Genomic DNA, 5167 nt, shown 5'->3' with positions numbered 1-5167 from the left:
ACACCATCCGCCGCCACACCAGAACGACTCGACAACAACAGATGACGCACCCCACACGACCGCACCACATGCCGAGCCAACACACCACCCAAACCACCCGTACCACCCGTCACCCACACCGTGCCGTCGGGCTGCCAACTGCGGGGCAGGGTGAGCACGAGCTTGCCGATGTGCTTGGCCATGCTCATGTACCGGAAGGCGTCCTTGGCGTGCCGCACGTCCCAGGTGCGGACGGGCAGCGGCCGCAGGGCGCCGGTGCGGAAGAGGCCCATCAGTTCGGCCAGCATGGTGCCGATGGTTTCCGGCGCCACCCAGGCGAGGTCGAAGGACTGGTAGGAGAGGCCGTCCGGGAGGGTGTCGGCTTCGCGGATGTCGGTCTTGCCCATCTCCAGGAAGCGGCCGCCGGCGCCGAGCAGCCCCATCGAGGCGTCGACGAACTCACCGGCGAGGGAGTTGAGGACGAGGTCGAGGCCGCCGTCCCCGGCGGTCTCGGCGAACGCGGTCGCGAAGTCCAGGGTCCGGGACGAGGCGAGGTGGTCCTCGGCCACGCCGAGTTCCCGCAGCACCTCCCACTTGCCTTCGCTCGCCGTCGCGAACACCTCGGCACCGAAATGACGGGCGATCTGGATCGCCGCCATGCCCACACCACCGGCACCGGCATGCACCAGCACCTTCTCCCCCGCCCGCAACCCGCCCAACTCCACCAGCGCGTGATAGGCCGTCAGGAACACCAGCGGAACGCCGGCGCCGGTCTCCCAGGACCAGTCCTCGGGCAGGTGCGTGAGGCGGCGGGCGTCGTCCACGGCGAGGGATCCGAAACTGCCGGTGATCATGCCCATCACGCGGTCACCAGGAGCGAAGCCGGTGACCTCCGGCCCGACCTCGACGACCACACCGGCCGCCTCCGACCCGAACAACCCGGCGTCACCGGGGTACATGCCGAGCGCGTTGAGCACGTCCCGGAAGTTCAGGCCCGCGGCCCGGACCTCGACGCGCACGTCGTGGCCGGTCAACGGAGCCAGCGCCGCCGGGTACGGGGTGAGGGCGAGGCTGTTGAGACTGCCCTTGGCCGTGCTGTCGAGTCGCCAGGCCGGTTCGGCCGGCGGAGTGAGGGCGGCGTCCGCACCGACGCGGGCCAGCCGACCGGCGAGCACACTTCCGTCGCGCAGCGCGAGCTGCGGCTCCTCGGTGTGCAGCGCCCGGGCCAGCAGGTGCCCCCGGTCGGCGGCAGCGGCGGTGCGGTCGTGCGTGCCGGCCGGAGCGGGGTCGCGGTCGATGAGGGCGAAGGCGTCCGGCGTCTCGGACTGGGCGGAACGGATCAGGCCCCAGACCGCGGCGGCGCCCAGGTCGATGACGTCGGCGCCGCCGGCGGCCACCGCGCCGGTCGTGACGAACACCAGGCGGGAGCCGACGAAGCGCCCTTGTCCGAGCCATTCCTGAACGAGGGCGAGGGCGGCGGCGGTCAGGGCGTGGGCGGCCTCGACCGGGGAGCCGGCTCCGGTTCCCGTCGCGGAGGCAGAGGTGATTCCCGTTGCGGAAGCGGAGGCGGTCCCCGTTGCGGAGGCCGTGGCGGTTCCCGTTGCGCTGATGCTTCCGACCGTGGTGACACTTCCGGGCGTGATGGCCGTTGAGGCGAGGGGTACGAGGACCGTGCCCGGGACCTGCGCGTCGTCCGCGGCCAGGGTGGCCAGGTCGGGGTGCGTGGTGGTGTGGATCCCGGCGGCGGTCAGTTCGGCGGCCAGGCCGGCGTCCTCCGTCCCGATGAGCGCGACGGCGGCCGGCTCGCGACCGGCGTCCTGGGCGCCCCGCCCGTCGTGCGTCGCCGGCGCGACGGCACCCTCGGACACCGGCGTCCAGTCCAAGGTGAACAGGGCGTCCCTGACCAGACCCGTGGCGCCGGTCAGCTGGGCGCCGGACACGCGGCGGGACACCAGGTTGTCGATGGCGGCGACGAGCCGGCCGGTGGTGTCGGCGACGGCGAGGGCCACGGACTGCCCGTCGTCGCCGGTCGGGGTCAGCCGGACGCGCAGTGCCGTGGCACCCGTGGCGTGGAGAGTGGCGCCCTCCCAGGAGAACGGGAGCCCGCCGTTGCTCTCGTCTCCGTCGTGGGCGACGAGGGAGGCGTGCAGGGCCGCGTCCAGGAGCGCGGGGTGCAGACCGAAGCCGGCCGCGGCGTCCCCGGCGGCATCCGGCAGGGCCACCTCGGCGTAGACCACGTCACCGGCGCGCCAGGCGGCGCGCAGGCCCTGGAAGACCGGCCCGTAGCCGAAACCGAGTGCGGTGAAGCGGGCGTAGCAGTCGGTCGTGTCGAGGGAGACGGCGTCGGCGGGCGGCCAGGCCGTCGCGTCGAAGGGTGCCGCGGCCGGTGCCGCGCCCGTGGTGGTGGTCAGGGTGCCGGAGGCGTGGGCGGTCCAGGACGCGTCGGTCGCGTGCTCGGGCCGGGAGTGCACCGTGAGGATGCGGCGGCCGGTGTCGTCGGCGACGCCGACCCGGACCTGGGTCCGCACAGCCCCGTGCTCGGGAAGGGCGAGCGGTGCGGCGAGCGTCAGTTCCTCGACGCGGTCGCAGCCGACCTCGTCGCCCGCCCGGAACGCCAGCTCCAGCAGGGCGGTCCCCGGTAGCAGCGCCTGGCCCATCACGGTGTGGTCGGCCAGCCACGGATGCGTCTGCAGCGACAGGCGTCCGGTGAACAACACCCCTTCGCCGTCCGCGAGTTCGACCGTACCGTTCAACAGCGGGTGTTCGGCGGCGGTGACGCCGACGGCCGCGGCATGCGCGGTGGACAGGGCGCCGGTGGGCCAGTAGGTGGCGTGTTGGAAGGCGTACGTCGGCAGGTCGACGCGGGCGGCGCCGGTGCCGGCGAAGAACGCCGACCAGTCGATGCGGGCCTCTGCCGCGTGGAGGTGGGCGAGCGCACTGAGCGCGGCGGTCTCTTCGTCGCGGCCCTTGCGGAGGACCGGCACGGTGACCGGGATGAGGACCGTGCCGGTGTTGGTGTCGGATTTCGTGTCGGTGTCGGTGTCGGTGTCGGCGGTCAGTGTCTGCTGGGCCATGGCGGAGAGGACCCCGTCCGGGCCGAGTTCCAGGAAGGTGGTAGCACCACGGTCGGCGAGGGTGCGGATGCCGTCGGCGAAGCGGACCGCCTCACGGACGTGCCGCACCCAGTACTCGCCCGAGCAGAGGGCATCGGCCGCGGCCAGTTCACCCGTCACGTTGGAGACGACGGGCAGGGTGGGCGCCGCGTAGGACAGTCCTTCCGCGACGGTGCGGAAGTCGTCCAACATCGGGTCCATCAACGGTGAGTGGAACGCGTGCGAAACCCGCAGTCGGGTCGTCTTCCGCCCGTCTGCCGCGAGCCGCTCCGCCGCCGCGAGGGCCGCGCTTTCGCTGCCGGAGAGGACGATGGCAGAGGGCCCGTTGAGGGCGGCGATCGCCAGGTCGTGGGAGAGGTACGGGAGGACCTCGTCCTCCGTCGCCTGGACGGCGATCATCGCGCCACCCTGCGGAAGCGCCTGCATCAACCGGGCGCGCGCCGCGACCAGGCGGCAGGCATCCGCCAGCGACAACACGCCCGCGACGTGCGCCGCGGCAATCTCACCGATCGAGTGACCGGCTACGAAGTCCGGCCGCACACCCCAACTCTCCACGAGTCGGAAGAGGGCGACCTCCACGGCGAACAGTGCCGGCTGCGCCCAACCCGTCTCGTTCAACCGGTCAGCGTCATCGCCCCACATCACCTCCCGCAACCCGATCCCCGACGACAGCTCGGCATCCAGACCGTCGACGACCTCGTCCAACGCCTGCGCGAACACCGGGAACCGGCCGTACAACTCACGCCCCATACCGAGACGTTGGGACCCCTGACCCGAGAAGAGGACCGCGTGGCGCCCCGCACGGGTACGGCCGACGACGGCGGCAGTGTCCGGTGCGCCGGCGGCGATCGCCGTCAGCGCGCGGACCGCATCGGTGTGGTCGGTGGCCAGCACCACCGCGCGGTGGTCGAACGCCGAGCGCGTCGTGGCCAACGAGTATCCGAGGTCCAGCGGGCGCGGGGCGGGCCCTTCGCTCAGGGTGAGCAGGAGGCGTTCGGCCTGGTCACGCAGTGCCTCGGGAGACTTTCCGGACAGCGGTAGCGGAACGACACGGGGCGCGGACTCGCTCGGCGCCCCGTCCGCGGGCTCGACGGGTGCGGGCTGTTCGAGGATGACGTGGGCGTTGGTGCCGCTGATGCCGAACGAGGAGACGCCGGCGCGCCGGGCCCGGCCCGTCTCCGGCCAGGCGATCTCGTCCGTCAGCAGCTCGACCGCACCCGCACTCCAGTCCACGTGCGAGGACGGGGCGTCGACGTGCAGGGTCCGCGGCAGCATGCCGTGCCGCATCGCCAACACCATCTTGATGACACCCGCCACGCCGGCCGCGGCCTGCGTGTGACCGATGTTGGACTTCACCGAACCCAACAGCAACGGACGCTCAACCGCACGGTCCTGCCCATAGGTGGCGAGGAGCGCCTGCGCCTCGATCGGGTCACCAAGGGTCGTACCGGTGCCGTGCGCCTCGACCACGTCCACCTCACCAGCAGTGAGTCCGCCACTGGCCAACGCCTGCCGGATCACCCGCTGTTGGGACGGACCGTTGGGGGCGGTCAGACCGTTCGACGCGCCGTCCTGGTTGACCGCGGAGCCGCGCACCACCGCCAGGATCTCGTGACCGTTGCGGACCGCATCCGACTGACGCTCCAGCACCAGCATGCCCACGCCCTCGGACCAGCCGACGCCATCCGCCGCCTCGGCGAACGCCTTGGAACGGCCGTCCGGCGCCAGGCCACGCTGACGCGAGAACTCCACGAACGTGCTGGGCGTGGACATCACCGTCACACCACCCGCCAACGCCAACGAGCACTCCCCCGAGCGCAACGCCTGCGCCGCCCAGTGCAACGCCACCAACGACGACGAACACGCGGTATCGACCGTCACCGCCGGACCTTCGAGACCCAGGCTGTAGGAGACGCGACCCGAAGCGACGCTGCCGGCGCTCCCCTGCCCCTGGAACCCCTCGAACTCCTTGCCGCCCAGGATGCTCCCGTAGTCCCCGTACATCACACCGGCGAACACACCCGTCGCACTACCCCGCAAACTCAACGGGTCAATACCCGCCCGCTCAACCGCCT

Annotated in this window: 1 protein-coding gene; it reads right to left on the bottom strand. The window is 72.2% G+C overall.

The annotated features are described in order from the left end of the window. On the bottom strand, positions 1–5167 hold a 5167-nt coding region (locus ABD385_RS40845), incomplete at both ends, for an acyltransferase domain-containing protein (protein ID WP_425585596.1).

The sequence above is a fragment of the Streptomyces lunalinharesii genome (assembly GCF_039532155.1).
GTDB classification, from domain to species: domain Bacteria; phylum Actinomycetota; class Actinomycetes; order Streptomycetales; family Streptomycetaceae; genus Streptomyces; species Streptomyces lunalinharesii.
The sequence above is the reverse complement of the archived record's forward strand: the minus strand, read 5'-3'. Positions and strand labels throughout refer to the sequence as shown.